The sequence below is a fragment of the Caldicoprobacter guelmensis genome (assembly GCF_016908415.1).
Lineage (GTDB): Bacteria > Bacillota > Clostridia > Caldicoprobacterales > Caldicoprobacteraceae > Caldicoprobacter > Caldicoprobacter guelmensis.
Genome location: NZ_JAFBDW010000006.1, coordinates 19,220 through 44,396 on the forward strand (window position 1 = coordinate 19,220; position 25,177 = coordinate 44,396).

23 protein-coding genes are annotated in these 25,177 nt (G+C 44.5%); all 23 read left to right on the plus strand.

What is annotated here, in order from left to right:
• The first annotated feature begins 249 nt into the window (after window positions 1-249).
• Window positions 250-678, plus strand: coding sequence for a 50S ribosomal protein L13 (gene rplM, locus JOD02_RS09385; protein ID WP_204489039.1), 429 nt, complete (start codon window positions 250-252; stop codon window positions 676-678).
• Between the two features lie 27 nt (window positions 679-705).
• Window positions 706-1,098: a 30S ribosomal protein S9 gene (gene rpsI / locus JOD02_RS09390; RefSeq protein ID WP_204489041.1), complete on the plus strand. Its 393-nt coding sequence runs from the start codon at window positions 706-708 to the stop codon at window positions 1,096-1,098.
• A 127-nt stretch (window positions 1,099-1,225) separates the two neighbouring features.
• The gene (trxB, locus tag JOD02_RS09395; RefSeq protein ID WP_204489191.1) at window positions 1,226-2,143 is read left to right on the plus strand and encodes a thioredoxin-disulfide reductase; all 918 of its coding nucleotides are present in this window, start codon (window positions 1,226-1,228) and stop codon (window positions 2,141-2,143) included.
• A 28-nt stretch (window positions 2,144-2,171) separates the two neighbouring features.
• Window positions 2,172-3,521: a phosphoglucosamine mutase gene (gene glmM, locus JOD02_RS09400; RefSeq protein WP_204489043.1), complete on the plus strand. Its 1,350-nt coding sequence runs from the start codon at window positions 2,172-2,174 to the stop codon at window positions 3,519-3,521.
• Between the two features lie 121 nt (window positions 3,522-3,642).
• Window positions 3,643-3,912 carry a DUF4321 domain-containing protein gene (locus tag JOD02_RS09405; protein ID WP_204489044.1) on the plus strand — a complete coding sequence of 90 codons (270 nt, stop codon included), beginning with the start codon at window positions 3,643-3,645 and terminating at the stop codon, window positions 3,910-3,912.
• 75 nt (window positions 3,913-3,987) lie between these two features.
• Window positions 3,988-4,566, plus strand: coding sequence for a Maf family protein (locus tag JOD02_RS09410; RefSeq protein ID WP_204489046.1), 579 nt, complete (start codon window positions 3,988-3,990; stop codon window positions 4,564-4,566).
• Window positions 4,567-4,659: 93 nt separating this feature from the next.
• A complete protein-coding gene (locus JOD02_RS09415; protein WP_204489048.1) occupies window positions 4,660-5,691 on the plus strand; it encodes a rod shape-determining protein in 1,032 nt (343 codons plus the stop codon).
• Between the two features lie 118 nt (window positions 5,692-5,809).
• Window positions 5,810-6,550, plus strand: coding sequence for a rod shape-determining protein MreC (mreC, locus tag JOD02_RS09420; RefSeq protein WP_243426465.1), 741 nt, complete (start codon window positions 5,810-5,812; stop codon window positions 6,548-6,550).
• 43 nt (window positions 6,551-6,593) lie between these two features.
• Window positions 6,594-7,100 (plus strand): rod shape-determining protein MreD, encoded by a 507-nt coding sequence (gene mreD, locus JOD02_RS09425; RefSeq protein ID WP_204489063.1) that lies wholly within the window; start codon window positions 6,594-6,596, stop codon window positions 7,098-7,100.
• A gap of 108 nt (window positions 7,101-7,208) precedes the next feature.
• Window positions 7,209-9,644, plus strand: a complete 2,436-nt coding sequence (locus JOD02_RS09430; protein WP_204489065.1) for a penicillin-binding transpeptidase domain-containing protein — start codon at window positions 7,209-7,211, stop codon at window positions 9,642-9,644.
• An 87-nt stretch (window positions 9,645-9,731) separates the two neighbouring features.
• The gene (gene minC / locus JOD02_RS09435) at window positions 9,732-10,376 is read left to right on the plus strand and encodes a septum site-determining protein MinC (protein WP_204489067.1); all 645 of its coding nucleotides are present in this window, start codon (window positions 9,732-9,734) and stop codon (window positions 10,374-10,376) included.
• A gap of 106 nt (window positions 10,377-10,482) precedes the next feature.
• Window positions 10,483-11,292, plus strand: coding sequence for a septum site-determining protein MinD (minD, locus tag JOD02_RS09440; protein ID WP_204489068.1), 810 nt, complete (start codon window positions 10,483-10,485; stop codon window positions 11,290-11,292).
• Between the two features lie 14 nt (window positions 11,293-11,306).
• Window positions 11,307-11,597, plus strand: a complete 291-nt coding sequence (gene minE / locus JOD02_RS09445; RefSeq protein ID WP_204489070.1) for a cell division topological specificity factor MinE — start codon at window positions 11,307-11,309, stop codon at window positions 11,595-11,597.
• Window positions 11,598-11,693: 96 nt separating this feature from the next.
• Window positions 11,694-12,845, plus strand: coding sequence for a rod shape-determining protein RodA (gene rodA / locus JOD02_RS09450; protein ID WP_204489071.1), 1,152 nt, complete (start codon window positions 11,694-11,696; stop codon window positions 12,843-12,845).
• Window positions 12,846-12,878: 33 nt separating this feature from the next.
• Window positions 12,879-13,301, plus strand: coding sequence for a methylglyoxal synthase (gene mgsA, locus JOD02_RS09455; RefSeq protein ID WP_204489072.1), 423 nt, complete (start codon window positions 12,879-12,881; stop codon window positions 13,299-13,301).
• Between the two features lie 55 nt (window positions 13,302-13,356).
• On the plus strand, window positions 13,357-14,166 hold the full coding sequence (locus tag JOD02_RS09460; RefSeq protein ID WP_204489073.1) for a M23 family metallopeptidase: 810 nt from the start codon (window positions 13,357-13,359) through the stop codon (window positions 14,164-14,166).
• A 21-nt stretch (window positions 14,167-14,187) separates the two neighbouring features.
• Window positions 14,188-15,084 carry a site-2 protease family protein gene (locus tag JOD02_RS09465; RefSeq protein ID WP_204489074.1) on the plus strand — a complete coding sequence of 299 codons (897 nt, stop codon included), beginning with the start codon at window positions 14,188-14,190 and terminating at the stop codon, window positions 15,082-15,084.
• A 152-nt stretch (window positions 15,085-15,236) separates the two neighbouring features.
• Window positions 15,237-17,072: a TIGR03960 family B12-binding radical SAM protein gene (locus JOD02_RS09470; protein WP_204489075.1), complete on the plus strand. Its 1,836-nt coding sequence runs from the start codon at window positions 15,237-15,239 to the stop codon at window positions 17,070-17,072.
• Window positions 17,069-17,764, plus strand: a complete 696-nt coding sequence (locus JOD02_RS09475; protein ID WP_204489076.1) for a TIGR03936 family radical SAM-associated protein — start codon at window positions 17,069-17,071, stop codon at window positions 17,762-17,764. Before JOD02_RS09470 ends, JOD02_RS09475 begins: the two co-directional genes overlap by 4 nt.
• Window positions 17,731-19,284: an Rne/Rng family ribonuclease gene (locus tag JOD02_RS09480; RefSeq protein WP_243426467.1), complete on the plus strand. Its 1,554-nt coding sequence runs from the start codon at window positions 17,731-17,733 to the stop codon at window positions 19,282-19,284. The genes JOD02_RS09475 and JOD02_RS09480 overlap by 34 nt, the downstream gene beginning before the upstream one ends.
• A gap of 307 nt (window positions 19,285-19,591) precedes the next feature.
• Window positions 19,592-21,508, plus strand: a complete 1,917-nt coding sequence (glgB, locus tag JOD02_RS09485) for a 1,4-alpha-glucan branching protein GlgB (RefSeq protein WP_204489078.1) — start codon at window positions 19,592-19,594, stop codon at window positions 21,506-21,508.
• A complete protein-coding gene (gene glgA / locus JOD02_RS09490; RefSeq protein ID WP_394355757.1) occupies window positions 21,502-22,947 on the plus strand; it encodes a glycogen synthase GlgA in 1,446 nt (481 codons plus the stop codon). Before glgB ends, glgA begins: the two co-directional genes overlap by 7 nt.
• Window positions 22,948-23,091: 144 nt before the next feature.
• Window positions 23,092-25,050, plus strand: a complete 1,959-nt coding sequence (locus JOD02_RS09495) for a glycoside hydrolase family 13 protein (RefSeq protein WP_204489080.1) — start codon at window positions 23,092-23,094, stop codon at window positions 25,048-25,050.
• Window positions 25,051-25,177 lie beyond the last annotated feature (127 nt).

A 25,177-nucleotide genomic window follows, 5' to 3' on the forward strand; every position in this document is an offset into this window, starting at 1 on the left:
AAATGCCTTGTATTACAATATAAGCTAGTTTTAATGTGCTCTATTAGCTCCGGATATTTATCAAAATGGTGGAGCGCAATTGAGCTTTAGTGAGAGGGCAGGCTTGTATTTTGATAAAGCGGTTGTTTAAATAGGAAAATTGCCTTAAAGAGGAAAATACCTTACCTTATTAATAAGTAGATTAACATGGGTTTGTAGTGTTACTATGTTGGTTAACTTAGATAATCGAGCAGAATAGGAGGAAAGGCCATGAAGACTTATGTAGCTAAGCCGGATAAGATTACGAGAAAATGGTATGTTGTGGATGCAACTGACAAGCCATTGGGTAGATTAGCATCCCAAATTGCTAAAATATTGAGGGGTAAGCATAAACCCATTTATACTCCCCATGTGGATACAGGCGATTTTGTTATCGTTATCAACGCAGAAAAAGTCAAGTTGACGGGTAAGAAACTTGATAAGAAGCTTTATCGTCATCATACCTTGTACCCTGGAGGTCTGAAAGAAATTCCTTATAGACAGCTTTTAGCAACCAAGCCCACGTTTGTGATATATCATGCTGTAAAAGGGATGTTGCCACATAATAGATTGGGACGTAAGATGCTCAAAAAATTGAGGGTATATGCCGGGCCAAACCATAAACATGAGGCGCAACAGCCCGAAATACTTGAACTGTAATGAAGGTCGGGAAAGGAGAGATATACGTTGGTAAAGGTACAGTATTATGGGACTGGTAGGAGAAAGACGTCTGTAGCCAGGGTACGGCTTATCCCAGGAGAGGGGAAAATCATCATTAATGACCGTGATATTGATGAGTACTTTGGTATGGAACCGCTGAGGATTATGGTAAAGCAGCCACTGGAGCTGACGGGTACATTAGGCAAGTTTGACGTTATAGCCAAGGTGGAAGGTGGTGGCTTTAGCGGACAGGCCGGCGCTATCAGGCATGGCATTTCCAGGGCTTTGCTGAAGGTAGACGAGGGTTTCCGGCCAATACTCAAGCAAGCCGGCTTCTTAACGCGTGATCCTCGAATGAAAGAGAGAAAGAAGTACGGCTTGAAAGGCGCTCGAAGGGCACCCCAGTTCTCCAAGAGGTGAAGTCAAAAACCGCCAGAGGTTGTTCTCGTGGCGGTTTTTTTGTGGTTTTTTATGTTCACTTCATATATATTTTGAGGTATAATAATCATGTTAAGGGTTTGACTTCAAAAAGGAGGTTTTAGTAATGTTGAAAGATATAATAATCGTGGGAGGTGGAGTGGCTGGCCTCACTGCTGGGCTGTATGCCAAAAGAGGTGGGATGGATGCGCTGCTTTTTGAGAAGATGTTTGCAGGTGGACAGATGGCTACTACATACTTGGTAGAAAACTATCCCGGATTTGACGAGCCTATAAGTGGGCCGGACCTTGCCATGAAGATGGAATCTCATGCCCGCAAATTTGGGCTTGAAATATTATATGATGAGGTAATAGAGCTGGAGCTTGAAGGCAGAATAAAGAAAGTGAGGACCGATAAAGGGGAATATGAAGCCAAGGCGCTTATACTCTGTATGGGGGCACAGCCTAAAAAGCTGGGCTTGCCCAAAGAAGATGAGTTCCGGGGTAGAGGGGTCTCCTATTGCGCCACCTGTGATGGTGCTTTTTATAGAGATAAGATAGTTGCAGTGGTGGGCGGTGGCGACACTGCGGTGGAGGATGCTTTATTTTTGGCCCAGCATGCTACAAAGGTGTATCTTATTCACAGGCGTAATGCTTTAAGGGCTTCCAAAATATTACAGGACAGGCTGTTTGCAAATCCCAAAGTTGAAATGGTGTGGGATTCGGTAGTAGATGAGATACTGGGGGAAAAAGGGGTAGAGGGTCTGCTGGTGCGAAACGTAAAGGATGGTTCCAGCAAAAAGTTAAAAGTGGATGGGCTGTTTGTGGCAATTGGTATACAGCCGAATAATGCCTTGATCCAAGGCAAGTTAAATATGAACGAAGCAGGGTTTGTGATAACCGATGAGACTATGGCTACTAATATACCTGGTGTTTTTGCAGCGGGTGATTTGAGACAGAAACCGCTGTGGCAGATCATAACTGCTGCAGCAGATGGAGCCATCGCTTCGGTATCAGCTCAGAGATACATAATGGAACAGTTCGCGTGATGTTTGTGTTAGATAGGGGGTCATTAAGATGTCAAGGATGTTTGGTACAGACGGAGTAAGGGGGATAGCAAATCAAGATTTAAACTGTGAACTGGCGTTTAAGCTGGGGCAGGTAGGAACCTATGTGTTATCAAAGGGCAAGAAAAAGCCCAAAATTTTAATAGGCAAGGATACCAGGCTATCAGGTGATATGTTGGAGGCGGCACTGGTAGCTGGAATTTGTTCGGCAGGTGGCCAAGCGTTGTTGGCAGGAGTTATCCCCACTCCTGGAGTGGCTTACCTTACAAAGCATTACAGGGTGGACGCTGGCGTAGTCATTTCGGCTTCTCATAATCCAATGGAGTACAATGGTATAAAATTCTTTGATAGGAATGGATACAAATTGCCCGATGAGTTGGAAGACGAGATAGAGGCCATTATCAAAGGAGAAAAACGTGTTGACATTCCCGCGCCTACAGGCGGCGACATAGGGAGCAAAATGATTGTTCCCAATGCTATACAGGATTATGTCAATTTTCTCAAACACACTATAGATGTAGATTTGAACGGCTTAAAGTTGGCTTTGGACTGTGCTAATGGTGCAGCATATAAGGTAGCGCCTATGGTATTTTCTCAGTTGGGTGCTGAAGTGGTAGCCATTAATGATAACCCCAACGGCATCAACATAAACTGGAATTGTGGCTCTACTCATCCTGAAGGGCTTCAGCGGTTTGTGGTAGAGAACAGGGTTGACGTAGGGCTGGCGTTTGATGGAGATGCAGACAGATTGATTGTCGTGGACGAAAAAGGTGAGCTGGTGGATGGGGATCAGATAATGGTGATTTGTGCCTTGGATATGAAGGAGAGAGGCCTTCTTAAGCGAAATACGGTAGTAGCTACCATCATGAGCAATATAGGCTTTGATATTGCCCTTGAAAGAGCAGGGTGTAGTTTTGTGAAAACCAAGGTGGGGGATAGGTATGTTTTAGAAGAAATGCTCAAAAATGGATACAATATAGGAGGCGAGCAGTCAGGCCACATAATATTTTTGGACCACAGTACTACGGGAGACGGCATTTTGACGGCTCTGCAGCTTTTATCCGTGCTGAAAAGGAAAAAGCAGAAACTATCTGAACTCGCTTCTGTCATGCAAAGATTCCCGCAGGTGCTGGTCAATGCCAGAGTTAATCCCGATAAAAAGAATTTTTACATGGAAGATCACGTTATAGCGGAAGAGATATCAAGGATTGAATCCAGGTTCAAAGGGGCAGGTAGAGTGGTTATCCGTCCATCTGGAACGGAGCCTCTCATCAGAGTCATGATTGAAGGAGCGGATCAAAAAGAAATAGAAGAAAGTGCCAAAAGGTTGGCAAGTTTGATAGAGGAGCGGCTAAATTGAAATTTGTCGTGATAAGGCAAATTTTTATACAAAAAATCTTGTATTCAATTGAGAAGATGTTATACTAATCATGGGAGTGAGCGGCCGAGGGCTGCTCTCAAGAAGGAGGAATTTGAGTGTAATGAGAAGGGGAAGCTCGAGAAGGGGTGGGGTACTGCTGTTGCTTTTGCTGGCAGGTATTATCATTGGCAGCATTATAGGGAAAATTTTGGCTGCGTATTTTGATATACCCCTGTTTACCCAGTCATTTAAGATTGGTACTGAAGATAATCCCTTAATACTTGATGTAGAGGTAGTAAACCTAGTGTTGGGAATAACCTTTACCATCAACTTTGGCACTGTGCTAGGCGTGTTGCTCGGACTTATATTTTATTTTAAATCTTTAAATTAGTTAAATAAAACGCGTTAAGGACACATAAGTTGTTTCTAAAACAACGGCAAAAAGTCAGGAGGCAATGAGCAGCAGATGAGGATAATACTGGCTTCTGCATCGCCTAGGAGGAGCGAGCTCCTTGCACAGATGGGGTTGAAGTTTGAGGTTATTCCCAGTGGTCAAGAAGAAAAAGTGATGGAAAGCCTTTCTCCCGATAGTCTGGCTATAGAGTTAGCTGTTAAAAAAGTTGAAAGCGTTGCACAAAGGGTACAAGGTTGTGCTTTGATAATAGGTGCTGATACCGTTGTGGTCAAAGGTGACGAGGTGTTAGGAAAGCCTAAGGACGAACGAGAGGCATTTCAGATGCTCATGGAGTTGCAGGGAAAGGTTCATGAGGTGATAACAGGGCTGGCTGTCATGGAAGTGCCTTCCAAAAAATGCGCGGTTGCTTATGAGAAGACTTTGGTGGAGATGGCATCTCTTACCCCGTACGAAATTGAGGGATATATTCGTACGGGAGAACCTATGGACAAGGCCGGCGCTTATGGGATTCAAGGCCTGGGAGGAATGTTTATAAAGAGAATAGAGGGATGCTATTACAATGTGGTGGGACTTCCAATACACAGGCTTTGGTTGATACTAAAAGGATTTGGGATTGAAGTGTTTAGCTAACCAGATTTTGGGTGAGAGTTATCAAAAGTGAAATTATTGGCAATAATTATTTTGGCTATAAAAACAACATGTTCGGAAGGAGAAATGGATGGTATGGGATTGTTGAACATATTCAGCAGAGATGTGGGGATTGACTTGGGTACGGCCAATACTTTAGTGTATATTCGAGGAAAAGGGATAGTTATTCGTGAGCCTTCTGTGGTGGCGATCCGTAGTGATACGAGGGAAGTGTTGGCTGTTGGCGAAGAAGCCAAAAGGATGATTGGTAGGACGCCAGGCAATATTGTTGCAATAAGGCCTATGAGGGATGGCGTGATAGCCGATTTTGACGTTACCCAGGAGATGCTCAAGTATTTTATAAGAAAGGCCATAAAGGGTCCTCTTATGGTGCATCCGAGAGTGGTCATTTCGGTTCCTTCGGGTGTTACCGAAGTTGAGAAGAGGGCGGTTTATGAGGCGGCAAGGCAGGCCGGTGCTCGTGAGGCTTACCTTATTGAGGAGCCCATGGCTGCTGCTATCGGTGCAGGCCTACCGGTACATGAGCCTACAGGTAGCATGGTAGTGGATATAGGCGGTGGTACAAGCGAGGTAGCGGTGATCTCGCTAGGAGGTATAGTAACCAGCAGGTCTTTAAGGATAGGCGGTAACAAGATGGACGATGCCATTATTTTCTATATTAAAAAGGAATACAATTTGATGATTGGCGAGAGAACGGCGGAGGAGATAAAGATCAACATAGGTTCAGCCTATCCCAAAGAAGAAGAGCAGGAAATGGAGATAAGGGGTCGGGACTTGGTAACTGGATTACCTAAGACGTTGAGGGTTACTTCTTCTGAAATCCTTGAGGCTCTGAAGGAACCTGTAAGTCAAATAGTAGAGGCTATTAAACTTACGCTGGAAAAAACCCCGCCTGAACTGGCTGCCGATATTATGGACAAGGGGATAATGCTGACCGGAGGAGGGGCTTTGCTGGATGGTATCGATAAGCTTATAGCACAGGAAACCGGTATGCCGGTTCATATTGCAGAGGCGCCCTTGGATTGTGTAGCCATGGGTACTGGACGAGCTCTAGAAGAGTTAGAGGTTTTAAGAAGGGTTACCATCTCATCCAAGAATTTGGCTTAAAGATGGGATGGTGATAGCTTTGCTCCAATTTTTGCGAAGACATTCGCTGGCCATTGTAGTGGCCGTTTCTCTTTTTTTACTGACCTTCGCTATTCTTTCTTCCCAAGCAGATGGGAATATGAGCTTTCTTAAAGGGTTTGTTGGAGAGATTATTTCACCTGTTCAAAGAGCAATTTACAGCGTTGCGTCTTTTATTTATGGTTCTATTGCAGACATAAAAGAGTGGCGTGACTTGAGGGGAAATTATGAAAAGCTCAAGGAAAGGGTGGAGCAGCTAGAGAAGGAGCTGCTCAGGATGAACGAACTGGAAAAGCAAAATCAGCGCTTAAAGAAGTTGTTGGATTTTGCTGTTGGGAGAGAGGATTTGGTCGTTACGGGGGCTAGGGTTACGGGTAAGGACCCTGGTAACTGGTTTAACGTCTTTACCATCGATAAAGGGAGAAACCAGGGGATAGAGGTAAATATGGCTGTGGTTACTGATCAAGGGTTGGTGGGTCGTGTAATAGAAGTGGGTCCCAACTGGGCGAAGGTGAGGTCCATCATTGATTCCCAGAGTTCCATAAGCGGTATAGTTGAGAGAACCAGAGACAATGGTATAATAAAGGGCAACAATGCATTTGGAATGGAGGATGGTACCTGTAGCATGGTATATCTTCCATTGGATTCGGAGGTAAGTGAAGGGGATAAAGTGATCACTTCAGGGCTAGGTGATTTTCTCCCCAAAGGGATCTATATTGGCGAAGTGACCAAAGTTGTACGTTATAAGAAGGACCTTTACAAAACCGCCATTATAAAGCCGAGAGTTGATTTTCAACGTTTAGAAGAGGTGCTGGTGGTTAAAGGAAGAGTAGGTGAGTGAGCTTTTTGTTTATTTTGTAAAGTTGGATGGGGATTGCAGTGATATGAAGGTTTGGGTCATAGTGAGTATTCTGGTGGGCAATTTGATTGTTCAAGCCACGTTATTTCCTTTTATTGAATTGTACGGCGTTAAACCTGATTCGCTAATGATACTCGTTGTATCGTTTGCTCTTTTGTCGGGCAATCCTACTTCAGCTGTAGTAGGGCTAGGTGGAGGGCTGTTGCAGGATTTTTTGTTTGGTAAAGGTGTAGGGTTCTATGCCTTGCAGTATATGCTGGTGGGATATCTAGTGGGATTGGTTTACGGAAGGGTTTTTACAGATAAATTGTTTGTCCCCGTATTTTTTGTAAGCGTATCGACTATTTTACGAGGATTGTTTGTCTTTTTATGGATGTATTTTGCAGGATTAGATGTGTCTCTCTATTGGCTGTCTTTAAAGACCATTCTGCCCGAAGCCATATATACTGTTATTTTGACGCCTATAGTATATCATTATATGAATAGGCTGTATAAGCATAAATTTATGAGCCGTCGATGGCATTTCGACTAAAGGGGTAAAATATTGCCTCTTTTTTGTTTGTTTTAAGCATGATAAAATACTTACGGGGGTGTCTACTGTTGTTGGACTGTGTTGTATGATGGAGAAGGGGGTCAAGGAATGCTTAAATGGTTTAAAAACCGCTTTTTTTTATTTGGATTAATATGCACTCTGGGTTTCACTACGCTGTTGTTCAGGCTTGCTTATCTTACAGTGGAGCTGGGGGAAACCTATTATGCTCTGTCTATGGAACGAAAATCGGTTGAAATTCCCCTTAAAGGAAGTAGGGGAAATATACTGGACAGAAACGGTATCCCCATGGCTACTAACAAGCAGATGTTTGTGGTGGAGCTTGATAAGCAAAGGATGCCTACAGGGGATAAACAGCTCAATGATCTGATTTACAGGGTCATCAGTATCATAAAACAAAACGGAGATGCCACAAGCCTGATGGATAATATACCTATAAAGATAGATGAAAATGGAAGGTTTTATTATGCATGGGAAAATAAGTCGCCTGATAGCCAGAAAAAAGACTTCGAGAGATGGAAATCTGAAGCAGGTATAAGGGTTGACCTGCCGGCCGATGAGATGCTTCAACATCTCAGGGAGAGGTTTAAACTGGCTGAGGAGTTGCCCGATGATATTGCTAGGGATATGGTATCTGTAAGGCTAGATATTTATATGAATAGATATCGACCCAATCCCATAAGGATTGCCACCGGTGTGAGCCAAAAGACGGTAGCGCAGTTGGAGACCTATGCAAACGAGTTGCCTGGCTTGCAGATATCGGTGGAGATGGGACGGTACTACCCTATGGGGGACGTGGCCGCTCACATCATAGGATATGTGGGGAGGATAAGCAGTGAAGATATTGAAGAATACAGGAACAAAGGCATTGACTTGAGGGCAGCAGGATACGATTTATCTGTTGACCGCATTGGCAAAATGGGCATAGAAAAATACGCTGAACAGTGGCTTACCGCTTGTACAAAGGATAAGCGTGGTATGCTTTGGGCTGAGGTGAATTCTGCAGGTAGGGTAGTCAGGGTACTGAGCGAGACGCCGCCTGAGGATGGGAATGACGTCGTTCTCACCCTGGATAGCCGCCTGCAGAAGGCGGTGGAGGATATCTTGGCCGAAGAGATACACAAGATGGCTGCGGGCTTGCCGCCATATGAAGGGGATAAATACGCTCCCTATGCCAATAGAGGTGCAGCTGTGATATTGGACGTGCATACAGGCGAAATTTTGGCAATGGCCAGCTATCCGGCTTTTGATTTGAATCTGTTTATCCCCTCTATATCTGCTAAGGAATACCAAAAAATTTTGAATGCACCGGGCAAGCCGTTGACGGCTGTTGCTTTTCAAGAAAGGTTTCCACTGGGTTCTGTCATTAAGATGATGGTTGGCATTGCTGGTTTGATGGAGGGGAAAGTCACTTTAAATGAGGAGATATATGATGCTTATCAGTACACAAAGTATGGGACTGGAGGACCGCGGTGTTGGACAAGGCCCGGTGTACATGGGCACGAGAACTTCGTGGATGCGTTGAAACATTCGTGTGACTATTATTTTTACGAGCTTGCTGATCGGCTAGGGATTTATAAATTGGTTGAGTGGGGAAGAGCGTTTGGGCTGGAAGGACATGCTGGTCTTGAAATCGGAGACGTGGAATCTTTTATAGGCGACCCCGAGAGAAGGATTGCCTTGCGTAGGCCTGCGATTATAGGGGGGATTAAGGCTTTAATGGGCAACAAAAATAAGCCGTATTATGATTTTTTTCAAAATGTTGACCAAGAGAAGAAGGACAAGTTGGCAGAGAGGCTGGCTGATTTGCCTGTTGAAGCCACATATAACGATGTAAGAAGGGTTATAAAGGAAGAGGTGGGAAATTTTAAGGGGTTTGAGAGTTTTTCGAGCGATGTATGGGGTGGGCCCATTTATGCTAAACGCTGGTTGCCTTATGATACTGTACGAACTGGTATAGGTCAAACTGATGTGAATGTTACACCTTTGGCTGTGGCGCGGTATATAGCGGCTATAGCCAATGGCGGCAAGGTAATGGAGACGCACGTGTTAAAGAAGGTGGTGTCTCCTAAAGGTGAGATTTTAAATGAGATGCGGCCGGTAGTGGTAAATGACCTTAACATAAAACCGGAATATCTAGAGGCAGCTAGGCTGGGTATGTATAAAGTGGTAAACGACAAGTCTACAGCAGGGGGAGGAGCCGGTACTGCGGTGGGCGCCTTTGCAGGTTTAGACCCGGCTATTACCGTGGCAGGCAAGACCGGTACTGCCCAGACAAAGATAATTCCTGGCGCTGATAAGGACGAAAAGAAGAGGGAGGAACAGCAAAAGTATAATGTCGCTTGGTTTGGCGCTTTTACACCCTATGAAAATCCCGAAATTGCCATAGTTGTCATGATTCCCAATGGACGTACTTCAAGCAATGCGGCAATAGTGGCAAGACGTGTAATTGAGGAGTATTACAGATTGAAAAACACGCAGAGGCAGTTTGATGCAGTGGATCAGGTAAACCAGCTTAAGCAGTGAATAATTTTTGTACTATTTGCAGGAATTTTGATTTGTTTGACGAATATTGGAGGATGTAACATTCAAATTTATGGGGGAACGCGGAAGATGAACCAGAGTTTGGTGGTATTCAAAGGAGTAAAAGGTGGTTTAAAGGTCTATATTAACGGTGATGGTGATATAGAACAGATTGTAGAAGACCTTGAGAAGAAGATAAAAGGGAGCAGGCAATTTTTTGGCAATTCCCAGATCAATTTGATATTCACTGGTAAGAGGTTAACGCTACAGGAGCAGCAGAATATTGTCGATTTAATTTCCCGGGAAATCGAAGTGGGGAGTATTACGTTTGAAATGACGAATCCTGACATCCCTGCTGCCGATTATTTTGAATTCTTTGACGGAATAGACGAAGGCATGACGCGCTTTGTAAGAGGGACGGTAAGGAATGGACAAAGGATATACTATGAGGGCAATGTGGTGGTGATCGGGGATGTCAATCCGGGAGGCGAGATAATTGCCGGTGGCAATATATTGGTGATGGGGACGTTGAGAGGAGTGGCGCATGCTGGCGCTACCGGCAATCACAATGCCGTGGTGGTGGCTTTCAGCTTGCAGCCCACCCAGCTGAGGATTGGTGGGATAATTGCCAGGCCTCCCGAAGATGAAAGTGTGAAACCTTCTTATCCTGAAATAGCGTATGTCAAAGACAATATTCTAGTAATAGAGCCTTATTTACCCGGCAAAGGGAAATAGTGTATAATGGAAGCGAAGGTTATGGTTTGTTTCAGCTTAAAATTGTGGGATAAAAAGAGCAAACATCGTGCGTATGGACAAAGATATATAGGGGGAGTGGACACATATGGGAGAGGTAATAGTAATAACTTCTGGGAAGGGAGGGGTGGGTAAGACCACCACAACGGCCAATATAGGTGCGGCTCTGGCTTTATCTGGCAAAAAGGTAGTGTTGGTGGATGCTGATATAGGCCTTAGAAACCTGGATGTGGTCATGGGCTTGGAAAACAGGATTGTTTATGATTTAGTGGATGTGGTGGAAAAAGTTTGCAGGTTGAAACAGGCCCTCATAAAGGACAAACGCTTTGAGGGGCTTTACTTGTTGCCGGCGGCCCAGACCAAGGATAAGACGGCTGTATCGCCTCAGCAGATGCAGGAGCTGTGTCAGCAGTTAAAAGAGGAGTTTGAGTATGTCCTTATCGATTGTCCTGCCGGTATTGAGCAGGGATTTAAAAACGCTATAGCTGGTGCTGATAGCGCAATAGTGGTTACTGTTCCTGAAGTGTCGGCAGTTAGGGATGCTGACCGCATAATAGGGTTACTTGCTGCTAATGAGCTCATGGATCCCAAGCTTATAATAAATCGGATAAGGATAGATATGGTAAAACGAGGGGACATGATGAATATTGATGATACTCTAGATATCCTAGGTATAGACCTGCTTGGGGTGGTACCTGACGATGAAAGGGTCGTTATATCAACCAATAAGGGTGAACCGGCGGTGTTGGATGAGGGTTCTTTGGCGGGGCAGGCTTACAGGAACATTGCCAGGCGGTTGATGGGAGAAAATGTGCCCATTATGGATTTGGAGATGGGTGAGGGTTTTTTAGCCAAGGTCAAACGATGGTTTAGCGCAGGCAAGAAGAGGTCCTATTAGTGAGGGGGATTCAAATGATCGATTTATTTAAATTTTTTGGCAAAGGGGAGAGCAAGAGCAAGGATATCGCCAAAGAGCGACTTAAGCTGGTGCTCATTCATGACCGCGCCAATATTTCGCCCAAATTTTTGGATATGATTAAGGATGATATCATTAAGGTCATATCAAATTACATGGAGATAGAGGAGGGAAGCCTGGATATACGCTTGTCCCGTATACCCCAGGAGGATGATACGTATAGTACTGCTCTGATGGCAAGTATTCCCATAAAGAGGGTTAAAAACATGGGACCCAACAGAGGTTAGAGGTTGCCCTGTGCAATCTCTTTTTTTGTATCTGTTAATATGGTATAATGTTTGAGTACGATGGTAATTTGGCAGGTGTGCGAGTGGGGGACTTATATGTTTGACAAAAGGCTTATCAAAAATTTTGATTTTACTATATTGATTTTAATATTTTTGCTGGTGGGATTTGGTTTGATAGGTATTGGAGTGGCTATGAAGGAACCAGTACAGGGAGACCAATATCACTTGCTTGATTTAATGGGCAATTTTAACCTGTATCACGTGAAGTTGCACTTGCTGTGGTTTGGAGTGGGACTCATTGCAATGCTGGTGGTCATCAGCATTGATTATCACCTTTTTGCCGATATGTTGCCATATATGTACTGGACGGTAGTGGCCATGCTGCTGTATGTGTCCTTTAGGGGACACATTGCTGGCAATGCGCGAAGCTGGATTAACTTGGGGTCGTTTTACGTTCAGCCATCGGAGTTTGCAAAGATAGTCATCATTATCTCTCTGGCCAAGGTGATGGCCAAAAAGAAAGATGAAGGAGAGGGTATTAATCGGCTAAAGGACTTCTTGCCGTTGATTGCCAGGGTCGCCATTCCTTTGGCGCTCATCATAGACCAACCCGATTTTGGGACAGCCATGGTGTTTATAGCGATACTTTTTGGGATGGTTTTTGTTGCAGGTATAAATTACAAGCTTCTTTTAGGCATAATTGGGGCAGGTATTGCGGCCATACCTGCAATGTGGTATGGGTTGCTGTCAGATGTGCAGAAGAATCGCATATTGGTGTTCTTAAATCCTGGAATGGATCCCTTAGGTGCTGGTTATCATGTGATTCAGTCCATAATTGCTATAGGTTCGGGTAGAATATACGGCAAAGGTATTTTGACCGATAATACTTTAAGTCAACTTAATTTTGTTCCGGCAAAGAATACCGACTTTATATTTTCGGTAACGGTTGAAGCCCTTGGCTTTATAGGGGGGGCTATAATAATATGTCTGTACCTTTGTCTTGTGCTGAGGACCATATATTTGGCTACAAAGGCTAAGGATAATTTTGGTAGCTTTTTGGTCATAGGCGTAGTGTCGATGATGGTGTTCCATATATTTGAAAATATAGGGATGACCATGGGATTGATGCCGGTTACAGGTATTCCGCTCCCTTTTATGAGTTACGGGGGAAGTTCCATGCTTACAAATATGATTGCATACGGTTTGGTGCTCAATGTGGGCATGCGCAGGCAGAAGATAAATTTTTGAGGGGCAAGCAGGACTTTGTAGGGGGTAAGGGATGTGAATATTGCTTTGATTGCTCACGATAAGAAAAAAGAAGATATGGTTAACTTTTGTGTGGCTTATAAACATATTTTGGAGAAACACAGGCTGTGCGCCACCGGCACTACGGGAAAGCTGATTGCAGAGGCTACAGGATTGTCGGTGCATCGTTTTCTTTCGGGTCCATTGGGAGGTGACCAGCAGATCGGAGCCAGGGTAGCCTATAATAAAATCGATTTAGTTATATTCTTGAGGGATCCGTTGACAGCCCAGCCACATGAGCCTGATATCAATGCGTTGCTGAGGCTGTGCGATGTGCACAATATTCCTCTGGCTACCAATCTAGCTACGGCAGAGGTGATGGTCAAGGCTCTAGAGCGCGGCGATTTGGATTGGAGGCTAATAGTCAATCCTCCGCAAGAGAATGACGAGATATTTTAAAATCATAAATTTTGTCCCCTCCAAATATAATGTATTGATGGGGAGGGGATGATGTTTGGAAGCGGGAAAAGGGGTATATGCCAAGAGAGGGCTTAGACCGATAAGACAACGACCTAGGTTGGGCTTGCCTGTTTCACATCCTATGCGTCGGAGAATATCCTACGGCAAACCAGGCGGTTTGGAAGATGAGCACAAAGCGGCTATATTGGTAGTGAGAATGTCAGTAGCGGCCGTCATTATTGTGGTGGTGATGTTGCTTAAAAGCATTGATACTCCTACTACAAAGTGGGCGGTTGATAGAATCCGTGAAGCCATAACCTATGAGTTCGATATAAATGAATCGTTAGGAAAACTCAAGTTTGTGGGCGATTACCTGCCAAAGTTTAAGGAGGTATTCAGCCAGCACCAGATTCAAAACCAAAGTGAAGAGCCCGAAAAACAGGGAGCAAACGTTCAAGCGGACTGGCCTGTTTTTGCCGCGCCTGCTGAAGGGAAGGTAGTGTGCTTTTTCGGTCAAGTTTACGATAAGAAAGGTCAAAAGGTCAAAAGCCAGGGTATAGATATTTCATCTCAACAACAGGGCTGGGTTTATGCAGCTGCCGATGGGAAAGTGATTGCAGTGGGAGAGGATGAGAATAGCGGCAAATATATAAAGGTCGACCATGGAGAAGGCTGGGGGACCTTATACAGTCAGTGTGGAGAAACCCAAGTACAGGTGGGAGATTCAGTTAAACGGGGAGATAAGATAGGCAAGATGGGACAGGATGCCGCCGGAGGATACAGGTTGCATTTTGAGGTGTGGCATGGCGAGCAGCTGGTGGATCCCCTCGAACTCATTCAGCAAGAGAGCAAAGTGTTTCAATAAAGCGTGATAGGTACAGGGAATATGAAGTTAGGTATGCTGTTTGGTATAAACGTATATATAAACAAACTGTTAGTTGTGCTCATAGTAATAGCTGTAGTTCTAGGAGAGGGGATGAAGCTGGCTGTCGTATTTTTGGTGGTGATCATACACGAACTGGCACACGTAGTTATGGCTAGGGCTTTGAACTTAAGGGTAAGCGAAATAGAGCTGCTTCCATTTGGTGGAGTGGCTAGAATCGAAAGCTTTTTTGAAGTAAATCCACGGGATGAAATATATATAGCCATTGTAGGCCCTCTGTCCAACTTTATACTGGTGATGGGGTGCATGGTTTTAGAGAAGATGGGACTGGTTTTACTTAAGGATTGTGATTTTTTCATACAGGCCAATCTAATGTTGGCGGGTTTTAATCTACTACCGGCTTTTCCGCTGGATGGTGGTAGGGTGCTTCGAGCCCTTCTTTCAAGGGAGTTAGGGATAAAAAGGGCTACCAGGATTACTACAATAGGTGGGTTTGCCTTGTCACTCTTTTTAGTCATGACAGGGTTGTACGCCATCTATTATGGCATCTTTAACCCTAGTTTGTTTGTTGTGGCAGTTTTTTTGGCATACTCAGCAGTAAAAGAAAACAGGATGGCTGCCTACGTCATAGTGAGGGACCTCACATACAAAAGGGATATTTTAGTAAAGGAGGGTGCAATTCAATCCAGGGAACTGGTAGTGCTGTATGACTTACCCTTAAGGGATGTGATAAGGAAGTTTGTGCCCCATAGATATCACAGCCTCGTTTTGGTTGACGAGCAGCTAAGGCCCAGGGGTTATTTAACTGAAAAGGATATAGTGGACGGCCTTATGGATTATGGCCTTAACGTGCCGATATACCGGTTGCTTGCACAGTCGGGCCGCAAAAAGGTTGATTGACAGAGGTTGCATTGATGAAAAGGGCGAAGTTTTAATTTTGTGCTGTTGGGGGAATGGCAAGGGGATGCAGAGCAAAATATATAATGAAACAAAGCTTGTTTGGTGCAAAAAGTAAGTTTTTTATTTTGGTATTAGTAGGGGGAAATTGCAAAATGGACAAGTCTGTGCTAGATGAGATACTAAGGCAGGTTAGTAAACCTGTTAGATACATGGGAAATGAGTACAACATGGTTGAAAAGGATCCTTCAAAGGTGTTGATTCGGTTTGCTTTTGCCTTTCCGGACGTTTATGAGGTGGGCATGTCCCATCTGGGGATGAAGATACTGTATCATCTCATGAACAAAAGGGAAGACACATACTGTGAACGTGTGTTTGCGCCTTGGGTTGATATGGAACAAAAGATGAGGGAAAAGAGGCTTCCGCTGTTTGCTTTAGAAACCAAGGACCCCATTGCCATGTTTGATTTTGTGGGATTTACGCTTCAATATGAGATGTGTTACACGAATGTGATAAACATGCTTGACTTGGCAGGTATTCCACTTCGGTGGTGGGAAAGGGAAGAGCATCATCCCTTTGTGATTGCGGGCGGTCCTTGTGCGTATAATATAGAGCCGTTAGCCGACTTTTTTGACCTGGTGGTAATGGGTGATGGGGAAGAGGTAATAAACGAGCTGTTGGATGTGTATCGCCAGTGGAAAATGCAGGGCGGTAGGCGCCAGGATTTTTTGATGGCGGCAGCTGGGATACCGGGAGTTTATGTGCCACGCTTTTATGACGTGGAATACAACCCTGACGGTACTGTTTGTTCGATTAAGCCTAACCGTGAAGGGATATCCCCCATAATTAGAAAGCGGGTTGTAAGAGACCTTGATAAGGCCTATTATCCTGAGACCATGATAGTGCCGTACATGGATATTGTCCATGATCGCATCATGCTTGAGGTGTTTAGGGGTTGCACCCGCGGCTGCAGGTTTTGTCAAGCAGGTATTATATACCGCCCGGTGAGGGAACGTTCGGTTCCAAGGCTTATGGAGTTAGCGGAGAAACTGATCAGCAATACCGGCTATGAGGAGCTATCGCTCTCTTCCTTAAGTACCAGCGATTACTCTGACCTAGAAAAGCTGGTAAAGCAGCTTATGAAGCGCTTTGCATCGCAAAAGGTATCTTTTTCGCTTCCCTCGCTGCGCCTTGACTCGTTTTCTAGGGAGCTTATTGAAGAGATGATAAAGGTGCGTAAAGCGGGTTTGACCTTTGCTCCTGAAGCTGGTACACAGCGATTGAGGGATGTGATAAACAAGGGGGTTACCGAGAATGACCTTTTAAACAGTGCGAGGCAGGCATTTGAGCTGGGATGGGATACTGTAAAGCTGTATTTCATGATAGGGTTGCCCACTGAAACACGGGAAGACCTTAAAGGCATTGCGGAACTGGCTAAAAAGGTTAAACAATGCTATTTTGACGCGACCCTGGGCCAAAGGGCCCATAGGTTAAGGATAACCATCAGTGTTGCGTCTTTTGTTCCAAAACCTTTTACTCCGTTTCAATGGGTTGCGCAGGATACTATTGAGGATTTGAATGATAAGATTGATTTTTTGAAGGACAAGCTTCGCATAAAATCAGTGGAGTTTGACTGGCATGACCCGCGTTTAAGCTTCCTTGAGGCTGTGTTTGCCCGAGGCGATCGCAGATTGGGTAAGGTGTTGCTGAAGGCATGGGAAATGGGCTGCAAGTTTGATGGATGGGCAGAACTTTTCAAGTACGATACTTGGCTTAAAGCTTTTGAGGAAACCGGCATAGACCCTGAATTTTATGCCAACAGGGTGAGAAATAAGGAAGAGGTGTTCCCATGGAGCCACATCGATGTGGGAGTTACGCCATCTTTCCTGTGGAGGGAGTACCAAAAGGCTCTGAAAGGGGAGCTGACGCCTGACTGTCGGGTAAGGTGTTGGGGCTGCGGCATAACAAGGCTGGGAGGGTTGTGCCAATGAGGATGGTGGTAAAGTATGCCAAACGGGACAGGGTTAAATACATATCCCATTTAGACCTCATGAGAACCCTGCACCGCGCCTTAAGGCGGGCCGGTATACCTGTGGCGTTTTCGCAGGGCTATAACCCCCAGCCTAAGGTGGCATTTGGGCCTCCATTGCCAGTCGGAATGACCAGTGAAGGTGAATACATGGATATAGTTTTGGACTTGGAGATGAATCCCAAAGAATTTTGCCATAGGATGAACAGCGTACTTCCTCAGGGTATAACTGTGCTGGATGCGGTGGCAATTGACAAATCCTTTCCTTCGCTTATGAGCGTTATTGAAAGGGCGCTATATCATATAAGCATTAAAACTCCGGTTCAATCTATTGAAGAGGCATTAAAAGACTTTTTATCTCAGCCAGTGATAAATATTACAAAGAGCGGAAAAAAAGGTGAGAGGACAGTAAACATCAGGCCTATGATACACCGGCTGGAAACAGTGAGCCAGGGAAAAGAAGTGGTGGTCATGGAAGCTGTGTTGAGCGCTGGCAGTAAAGAATCTTTAAACGCTGAGCAGATGGTGTGCTGTTTTCTGGAGTTCATCGGCATGGAAGATGATTCCCATTGTTTTGCAAATATCCATAGGCTGGAGATGTTTTTGTATAAGGATAATGCATGGATAACACCATTGGAGCTGGGAAGAGGATGATGGGCGTGGGGAAACAGATTGTGGTGGATATTCGATATGACCAGACACGGGTTGCGGTACTGGAGGACGGAGACCTTGTGGAGTTTTATATGGAGGATGATGAAAAGCAGGGGCTGGTGGGCAATATATACCGTGGGCGTGTGGTTAATGTCCTGCCAGGAATGCACGCCGCCTTTGTGGATATAGGGCTGGAGAAGAATGCTTTTCTGTATGCAGGAGATATAAACATCGACAATACGGTATTTGACTTTAAGGATAAAAGCAATGGCAAAGAGGTCAAAAACATCTCCCTGCGTGATATCGTAAGGGAAGGGCAGGAGATCACCGTTCAAATTTTAAAGGAGCCCATGGGAACCAAGGGTGCTAGAGTCACCACCCATATAACCTTGCCGGGCAGATATGTCGTGCTCATGCCGACCTTGAACTATGTAGGTGTCTCCAGGAGGATAGAGGATGAAGAGGAACGTCAGCGTTTAAGGAAAGTCGCTGAGGCCATTAAGCCTCAAAATATGGGAGTTATAGTGAGGACAGCGGCCAAGGGTAAGCAAGCTGAAGACCTTATGCCTGATATAGAAGTATTGTGTAAGCTATGGGAAGGAATAAGGGAAAGGGAAAAACAGGGTGAAGTGCCACGGCTGTTGCATAAGGATGAGAGTTTACTGTACCGCACTGTACGTGACATCTTCTCTGCTGATGTGGACAGGCTGGTCATAAATGACTATCATCATTATCAAAAAGTAGTTGAGCTTGTTAAGGTTGTCTCGCCTTCACTGGTTGACAGGGTGGAGTATTTCGATGCTCAGAGAAACTTGTTTGAGATTTACGGCATTGAAGCAAAGATTGAAAAAGCCATACAAAAGAAGGTATGGCTTAAGAGCGGCGGCTATATTGTAATAGATGTGACAGAGGCACTGACGGTTATAGACGTGAATACCGGCAAGTTTGTTGGTAACGCCAGTTTGGAGGACACCGCCTTTAAGACTAATTTGGAGGCAGCAGAGGAGATCGCACATCAGATACGCTTGCGCGACATAGGTGGCATTATCATCATAGATTTTATTGACATGGAAGAAGATGAGCACAAGAAAAAGGTGTTAGAGGTGTTAGAACAGGCTTTAAAAAAAGACCGTACCAGGACTAATCTGGTAGGGTTAACGGGGCTGGGATTGGTAGAGTTGACCCGGAAAAAAGTGCGTCCCAGGCTCTCTACCGCTTTTTTAAAACCCTGTCCTTACTGCAATGGAACAGGGAGAGTGTATTCGGAATCCACCGTGATAGCCAAAATAGAAAAGGAGCTGGAGAAGCTGTTTAGCGTAAATGAGGCTTGGGGTGCTTTGGTAGAGGTACATCCCAGCGTGGCCAATGCGTGGATGGAAGACAAACAGGCTTTGGAACAGCTTGAAACTACGCTTAAGAAGAAGATATGCATCCGGGCTGATGAAAGCATTCATGTTGAAGATAGCAGGATTAAGCTGCTCAAAGGGCCGGGGGATTTGGAGAAGGTTGTTCGCTTTTCATGAGGGGAATTCTGTTTTGAATATAGCGGTTAAAGTCCAGCAGTATACATCTGCAAATACAATGTTGGTATAAGCACATTGAGCATGTCGATGTGGCCTAATAATGGGCTTTTTTTATTTTATGTGGTCATGTGATTATTTGTCTAATAACGTGAGAGAAATTAATTTTTTGGGTAAAAAACAGCCTTTCGCGTAAATAATAAAAAAAGGAAGTTCTTTAAAAATACATCATAATGAGTATGGCTGAAATTTTAAAGTATTTTTGTGGATTGATAGATAAAAAGCTTGGGAAAACTGCCTGGAGGGTGGAATGGAAACAAGTTTTTTTGGCATTACTGATTACCAGCTGTATTTATTTAATGAAGGGACTAATTACCATAGCTACAAGATGCTGGGGGCCCATCTTATAAAAATTAACGGCGTTGAAGGCACTCGTTTTGCTGTATGGGCACCCAATGCCCGAAGAGTCAGCGTGGTGGGGGATTTTAACTGTTGGGATGGAAGGGTTCACATAATGAACAGGTTGGGGGATTCTGGGGTGTGGACACTTTTTATTCCGGGAGTTAAGGAATTTGATCTCTACAAATATGAGATAGAGAATTATTATGGGCAAGTTGTCCTGAAGGCTGACCCCTACGCCTTTTACAGTGAAGTTAGGCCGGGTACCGCTTCAATAGTGTATGATTTGAACAAATATGAGTGGCGAGATGATGAGTGGTTGCAAGAAAGGACCAATACGCCCATATACGATAAGCCGCTGTTAATTTATGAGGTGCATCTGGGGTCATGGCGTCGAAAAGAGGGGAATAGATTTTTAAGCTACAGGGAATTGGCCGCAGAGCTTATCCCTTATGTGAAGGATATGGGGTATACCCATATAGAGCTCTTACCGGTCGCAGAACACCCATATGATGGGTCGTGGGGCTATCAAACCACAGGATATTACTCGGTCACTTCACGCTATGGTACGCCAGAGGATTTCATGTTTTTTATAGACGAGTGCCACCTAGCTGGTATAGGGGTAATATTGGACTGGGTACCGGCTCATTTTCCTAAAGATGAGCATGGATTGAGGCGTTTTGATGGTACAGCGCTTTATGAGCATGAGGACCCTCGACGCGGGGAACACCCCCATTGGGGCACTTTAATATTCAACTACGGGCGTAATGAGGTGAGGAGCTTCCTTATATCCAATGCCATATTCTGGTTTGACGTGTACCACGTGGATGGGCTTCGTGTGGATGCCGTGGCCTCAATGCTTTATCTTGATTATGGGAAGTCTTGGGGGGAATGGCTCCCAAACAGATATGGCGGCAAGGAGAATTTAGAGGCCATTGAGTTTATGAGGAGAATGAACGAAGTGGTGTTTCAATACTTTCCCAATGTGCTCATGATTGCTGAAGAGTCAACTGCTTGGCCCATGGTCACTCGCCCTGTGTACCTGGGAGGCCTGGGATTTAACTATAAATGGAATATGGGATGGATGAACGATATGCTGCGCTATATGTCACTGGATCCGGTGTATAGGAAGTGGCACCATGAAAACCTTACCTTTTCCATGATGTACGCCTTTTCAGAAAACTTCATCCTCCCCCTATCACATGACGAGGTGGTACACGGCAAGCGCTCGCTTTTGGATAAAATGCCGGGAGATTATTGGCAAAAATTTGCCAACCTTAGGCTGCTGTACGCGTATATGATGGCCCATCCGGGTAAAAAGCTTTTATTCATGGGGGGGGAATTTGGCCAGTTTGCCGAGTGGAATTTTGACGCCGGCCTGGATTGGCATCTCCTTGAATATGAAATGCACAGAAAACTGCATTACTATGTCAAAATGCTTAACCATTTTTATCTTGATAACAGGGCTCTGTGGGAGTGTGACCATGGCTGGGAAGGCTTTTGTTGGATTGACCATCGAGATTACAGTCAGAGCATAATAGCCTTCTTACGGAAATCAAAAGGGCAGGATGAATGCCTGATTGTGGTTTGCAATTTCACGCCCGTGGTCCGCTATGGTTACAGAATAGGGGTTCCTTGGCCAGGAGGGTATGAGGAGGTTTTTAACAGCGATGACCCGGTATATGGTGGTTCTGGACAAGGCAATATTGGCATCATTGTGGCGGAAGGTATACCATGGCATGGATTTGAGCAATCCATCAGCATCACGGTACCGCCCCTTGCAGCAGTGTTTTTAAAGCGTAATAAAAGGAGGCTAGGGGATTGCTGAAAGTTTTGTTTGCCGCTTCAGAAGCAGCGCCATTTGTAAAAACAGGGGGATTGGGCGAGGTAATCGGCTCTCTACCAATTGCTCTGCGATATCAAGGAGTAGATGCCAGGGTTATTCTGCCAAAATACAAGGCCATTTCACCAAACCTGAAAGAGAAAATAAGGCATATAAAGCATATATATGTCAGGTTGGGCTGGAGAAATCAGTATTGCGGGATTGAGGAAACGGAATATAAAGGGGTGCCTGTGTATTTCATTGACAATGAGTATTATTTCGGGCGCGATGGGATATATGGTTATTCAGATGATGAGGTAGAACGATTTGCATTTTTTTGCCGAAGCGTGCTTGAGGTACTTCCACATATCGATTTTATGCCCGATGTGATACACTGCCATGACTGGCAGACAGGTGCAATACCTGTATTGTTGGAAGCCCATTATCGGTATAATGATTTTTATAAGGATATTCGTACCCTGTTTACCATTCACAATCTTCGATATCAGGGTATTTACGACAGGAAGGTTTTGGGTGACTTGTTGGACCTGGGCGATGATTATTTTACGCCTGACAAATTAGAATTTTATGGTAATGTAAACATGTTGAAAGCCGGCCTTGTATACGCAGACCTCATAAGTACTGTCAGCCCTACCTATGCTCAAGAAATACAGATGCCGTTTTTTGGGGAAAAACTTGACGGATTGTTGCGTGCAAGGAGTCATCAACTGTTTGGTATATTAAACGGAGTGGACTATGAAGAGTACAATCCTGCTACTGATCCGCTCATATTCAGAAACTATGACCAGGACCGCCTTGAGCACAAGGTGGAGAACAAGCTGAGGCTTCAGGAGCAGCTGAAGCTTGAGGTTCGAGAGGATGTACCCATGATAGGTATAATAGTTAGGTTGGTGGCGCAAAAAGGCTTGGACCTCATAGCTCATGTACTGGACGAGATACTTGCTATGGATGTACAGTTGGTGGTGTTGGGGAACGGAGAGTGGCAGTACGAAAACATGTTTAAAAATGCGGCTGCCCGTTATCCTACAAAGGTTTCGGCTAATATCTTCTATGATAATACCCTGGCGCATCGCATATATGCTGCCTCCGATTTATTTCTCATGCCGTCACTGTATGAGCCATGCGGATTGGCGCAGCTTTTTAGCATGAGGTACGGTACTATCCCTATTGTGAGGGAGACTGGTGGGCTTAGGGATACCGTGCAGCCGTATAATGAGTTTACCGGTGAGGGAAATGGTTTTAGCTTTACTAACTACAACGCCCATGACATGCTATATACCATAAAGAGAGCTGTAAATTTCTATTACGACAAAGAGGTATGGTATGCCTTGATGAGAAGGGCTATGCAATGCGATTACAGTTGGAATCGTTCTGCAAAAGAATATATAGAGCTGTATCAGCGTTTAAAGGCGGGACAGTATTGATATGTAGATGAGATTGAATATTTTTTAAGTATATAGGTTGCAAAACACTTTGACTGGTAAAATAGGTGGAATGATGGAAATTTGTAGGTTTAACCTTACGTGGTTATGGATAAAATGAACTAGTGGGTGAAAGGATGGTCTTATATGGAATATCTTTGGATTTATCATGACTCACACGATATCGCTTACAGGCAGCCGTTTGGTGCAGTGACCTGTGAGGAGACGGTTACTTTACGGTTAAAAGTATGTACCCAGCATGAGGTAGAATCGGTTGTGTTGAGGTTGTGGCAGGATGGCGTAGGGGAAAGGCGTATACCCATGTGGCTTATGTGGAAGCATGAAGGTCAATACGTGTATGAGGTAGAATTGAGAAGCCCCGAAGTCCCGGGGCTTCTGTGGTATTATTTTATAGTTGAAACCAACAGGAGTTTATATTATTATGGCTGTAAATCCGATGGCCTGGGGGGAGTAGGGCACATCACCGATTACCCACCCTCTTCATACCAGATAACGGTTTATAAAAAGGGGTTTAAGGCCCCTGACTGGTTCAAAGACAGCGTGGTGTACCAGATATTTGTGGATCGATTTTATAATGGAAGCGAAGATGGTCGTCACCTTGTCAATAGGAGTGACTACATCATACATCAGAACTGGTACGAATTGCCCCACTACAAGCCGGATCCGGTCAGCGGTAAGATGCTGTGCAATGACTTCTTTGGGGGGAACCTTCTTGGTGTAATAAAAAAGCTGCCTTACCTTAAGGATTTAGGAGTGAGTGCGCTTTATCTCAACCCTATTTTCGAGGCCTATTCCAACCACAAATATGATGTGGGTAATTACAAGAAAATAGACCCAATGTTTGGAGATGAAGATACATTTCTAGCTCTTTGCCAAAAAGCCAAGGACCTTGGCATATACATCATACTCGATGGGGTATTTAGCCACACCGGTAGCGATAGCATATATTTCAACAAGAATGGTAGGTATCCTACTCTGGGCGCTTATCAGTCCAAGGATTCGCCATATTATCCATGGTATAGGTTTATCCGCCATCCAGATGTGTATGAGTGCTGGTGGGGGATAGACACGCTGCCCAATGTAAATGAGATGGAACCCTCGTACTTGAACTATATCATTTACGATGAAGATGCTGTAGCTAAGTATTGGCTTAAAAAGGGCGCAAAAGGCTGGCGCCTGGATGTGGTGGATGAATTGCCCGATGAGTTTTTAAAGGAGTTTAGGAAGGCTGTAAAAGAAGTGGATCAAGAGGCTGTTATAATTGGGGAAGTATGGGAAGATGCTTCCAGAAAGGTTAGCTATGATAAGAGGAGGGAATATCTACTTGGCGAAGAGCTTGACTCGGTGACCAACTACCCTTTTAGAGATATGGTGATAAGATTTTTCTTAGGTGAATGGGATGCTGCATATTTTAACAGAGCCATTATGAGTCTGTATGAAAACTATCCACTTGAAAGCTTTTATTCGCTCCTAAACCTTGTCGGATCCCATGATGTGCCCAGGATAAAGACCATTTTGGGTGAGGCACCACCGCAACATACCCTTTCACGAGATGAGCAGGCACATTATGTGTTGACCGATGAGCAGGAAAGGTTGGCTATTCAAAGGCTCAAATTGGTATCCCTGCTTCAGATGACTTTTCCGGGGGTGCCCTGCATATATTATGGAGACGAGGTTGGATTGTCGGGTTACAGCGACCCGTTTAACAGGCGCACTTATCCTTGGGGTCGTGAGGATAAGGAACTGCTGGAGTGGTACAGGAAGATTATTGTGCTTAGAAACAGCATGGACGCTTTGAGAACAGGGGAATTTATACCAGTTTATTGTGAAGGGGATGTATATGCCTTTGTTCGCTGTATTAGAGGGGGTAAGGATGTATTTGGGCGACAACGCAGCGACGGCTTTGCGCTCATAATCGTAAACCGAAGCCGGTACAGGGCTTACGGTGTGAAGATTAACTTGCAGAAATGGGGTATAACCAGGGTTATGGATGTGATAAATGCTGGTGCAGAATTTTGTGTGAGAGAAGGATACCTATTCATTGATGTGCTGCCTCTTAAAGGCAGGATTTTGGTTGGTGTCTAATTTACCGCTTTTTGTAACTTTTTAATAAAATTTTGAATAAGAAAGCAGCAAAATGGCAATTTTTATACTAACTTATTGATTTTGTAAATGTTTATATATAAACTATAAATGACGTTCCCCTGGGCTG

Bases quoted from the DNA above. Each gene is read 5' to 3' on its own strand.
- rplM (WP_204489039.1), top strand. From the start codon at position 250: ATGAAGACTTATGTAGCTAAGCCGGATAAGATTACGAGAAAATGGTAT.
- glmM (WP_204489043.1), top strand. From the start codon at position 2,172: ATGTCAAGGATGTTTGGTACAGACGGAGTAAGGGGGATAGCAAATCAA.
- JOD02_RS09405 (WP_204489044.1), top strand. From the start codon at position 3,643: ATGAGAAGGGGAAGCTCGAGAAGGGGTGGGGTACTGCTGTTGCTTTTG.
- JOD02_RS09410 (WP_204489046.1), top strand. From the start codon at position 3,988: ATGAGGATAATACTGGCTTCTGCATCGCCTAGGAGGAGCGAGCTCCTT.
- JOD02_RS09415 (WP_204489048.1), top strand. From the start codon at position 4,660: ATGGGATTGTTGAACATATTCAGCAGAGATGTGGGGATTGACTTGGGT.
- mreC (WP_243426465.1), top strand. From the start codon at position 5,810: ATGAGCTTTCTTAAAGGGTTTGTTGGAGAGATTATTTCACCTGTTCAA.
- mreD (WP_204489063.1), top strand. From the start codon at position 6,594: ATGAAGGTTTGGGTCATAGTGAGTATTCTGGTGGGCAATTTGATTGTT.
- JOD02_RS09430 (WP_204489065.1), top strand. From the start codon at position 7,209: ATGCTTAAATGGTTTAAAAACCGCTTTTTTTTATTTGGATTAATATGC.
- minC (WP_204489067.1), top strand. From the start codon at position 9,732: ATGAACCAGAGTTTGGTGGTATTCAAAGGAGTAAAAGGTGGTTTAAAG.
- minD (WP_204489068.1), top strand. From the start codon at position 10,483: ATGGGAGAGGTAATAGTAATAACTTCTGGGAAGGGAGGGGTGGGTAAG.
- minE (WP_204489070.1), top strand. From the start codon at position 11,307: ATGATCGATTTATTTAAATTTTTTGGCAAAGGGGAGAGCAAGAGCAAG.
- rodA (WP_204489071.1), top strand. From the start codon at position 11,694: ATGTTTGACAAAAGGCTTATCAAAAATTTTGATTTTACTATATTGATT.
- JOD02_RS09465 (WP_204489074.1), top strand. From the start codon at position 14,188: ATGAAGTTAGGTATGCTGTTTGGTATAAACGTATATATAAACAAACTG.
- JOD02_RS09470 (WP_204489075.1), top strand. From the start codon at position 15,237: ATGGACAAGTCTGTGCTAGATGAGATACTAAGGCAGGTTAGTAAACCT.
- JOD02_RS09475 (WP_204489076.1), top strand. From the start codon at position 17,069: ATGAGGATGGTGGTAAAGTATGCCAAACGGGACAGGGTTAAATACATA.
- JOD02_RS09480 (WP_243426467.1), top strand. From the start codon at position 17,731: ATGGATAACACCATTGGAGCTGGGAAGAGGATGATGGGCGTGGGGAAA.
- glgB (WP_204489078.1), top strand. From the start codon at position 19,592: ATGGAAACAAGTTTTTTTGGCATTACTGATTACCAGCTGTATTTATTT.
- JOD02_RS09495 (WP_204489080.1), top strand. From the start codon at position 23,092: ATGGAATATCTTTGGATTTATCATGACTCACACGATATCGCTTACAGG.